This is a genomic window from Candidatus Poribacteria bacterium, assembly GCA_021295755.1.
Lineage (GTDB): Bacteria > Poribacteria > WGA-4E > WGA-4E > PCPOR2b > PCPOR2b.
Window position 1 is genome coordinate 9,654 of sequence record JAGWBT010000235.1, and the last position, 1,766, is coordinate 11,419.

A 1,766-nucleotide genomic window follows, 5' to 3' on the forward strand; every position below is an offset into this window, starting at 1 on the left:
TGCTTGTTTCTTGCCACATTTGCTTATGGCAACATCACCATTGACGGTGAATCGGTGCATGTCGAAACTGACAACTACACTGTCCAGTTTAACCAAGGGGTTATTGAGTATATCCATAATAAACTGACCGACGAGACTTATACCCACCCCAAGCCTCGTGGAGAAACAGGATCGACGGGACTCTACTGGAGAGATAAGAAAGTCTTGACCAGAACAGCGATGGTTGTTTCTGCGACACAACTGTCCACAAATGCAGTAGAACTGCTGTATCGTCAAGAGGGTACTGATGTTGTGCTTTCCATTGCAGTAGACCCGATGACAGATGATCTGCTTATTGACATGGAGGGCGTGTCTGATACACCGGGGATCGTCGCAATGCAGTGGGGAATGGGTTATTTGGATATTCAAAGCGTGTCAGTTATAGTTCCGAGCGAGGGCAGCCCAAGAAACTTTTTTAATCACTTCTACCCTAGCAGTGCTTGGGAAGCACAACTTGCTATTGCCCAAGGCGCACGTGGTGGGTTTTATATCAGGAATACGGACAATACCTTACAGTTTAAGCGGTTCGTCTATGAGCGGGCGGACGATGGATTCGCTTTCAACTTTGGAACATATAATCAAGCACCTTTTGATGCGCATACTACAGGCAGCTCGCAGATGTGGCGATTCAATACATACGCCGGTGGCTGGCGGGTGCCGGCTCGGATTTATAGGGAGTGGATGGAACAAGCATTCCAACCACGGCGGTTGTCGGATATACCGTGGACTGAAGATATTACATTAGTTGTGCTTGGTGATTCGGGTATGTTTGATTTGCCTGAGAGATTAGCCAAGTTAGTAGATCCGTCGAAAACATTATTATATTTGGGAGATTGGGCTGTCGGAGGGGAATGGTGGACAAAAGGAAGTGCTGCACATGTTCCAGACTATTTTCCAAATTCAGAGTTGCCGGTTTTTCTCGAAGCTGCACAGCAGTACGGATTTCGGGTGATGCTTCACGCAATCGTGCACGGTATGTCACCAAGCCACCCGCTTTACCCTCATTTCCAGCAGTATCAATATCGAGATACTTGGACCGGCGAACTTAGTAGTGAATGTGTGGACGAACCGTGCGACCACCCTGCTCTGCATCCTCTCGCCCATATTAGCCCTGCGAGTTCAGAATGGCGAAACCTACTTGTCTCAAACCTAAAGGTAGTATGGGAGGAATACCCTGTTGACGCCTTTTTTCTTGACGCGAGTCACTCCGTAATTAATGATGGGAATGGATTAATTGATGGATTAAATATGGGACAAGGGATGGCGTTGCTGCACCAGGAATTGGCAGAAGCGATGCCGGGTATTGTATTGGGAGGTGAACGTCTTCATGAAGCAACGTTTGCCCATGAGAGTTTTGCACAGCGTGCATTAATGCGTGGGTTGACACCACATCTGATTAGCACATTTCTTTTTTCCCCGTTTGTTCACGCCATTGGATTTTCCTCGTTTTTCCCTGATCAGGATCCAATGCTTCATAATGAAATGGTACGTTATAATGAATTTGTGGGTGCTATACCATTTCTCCTTATTGGGGATACATGCTACTTGGACGCTGAGTGTGTGGAGGTGCATAAATTGCTTGAAGTGGCGCGGGGTTGGCAGCACGAATATGGGATAAGCGCAGATGTCAATGGCGATGGTGTGGTCAATATCTTGGATTTGTCGCTTGTTGAGCAAAATTTTGGTGCGATACTGAATCATCCAGAAGCGGATATAAATGGAGACGG

General features: G+C 47.0%; 1 protein-coding gene. It reads left to right on the forward strand.

The features are described from left to right. A partial coding sequence (locus J4G02_22705) for a hypothetical protein (GenBank protein ID MCE2397320.1) occupies positions 1-1,766 on the forward strand: 1,766 nt, incomplete at both ends.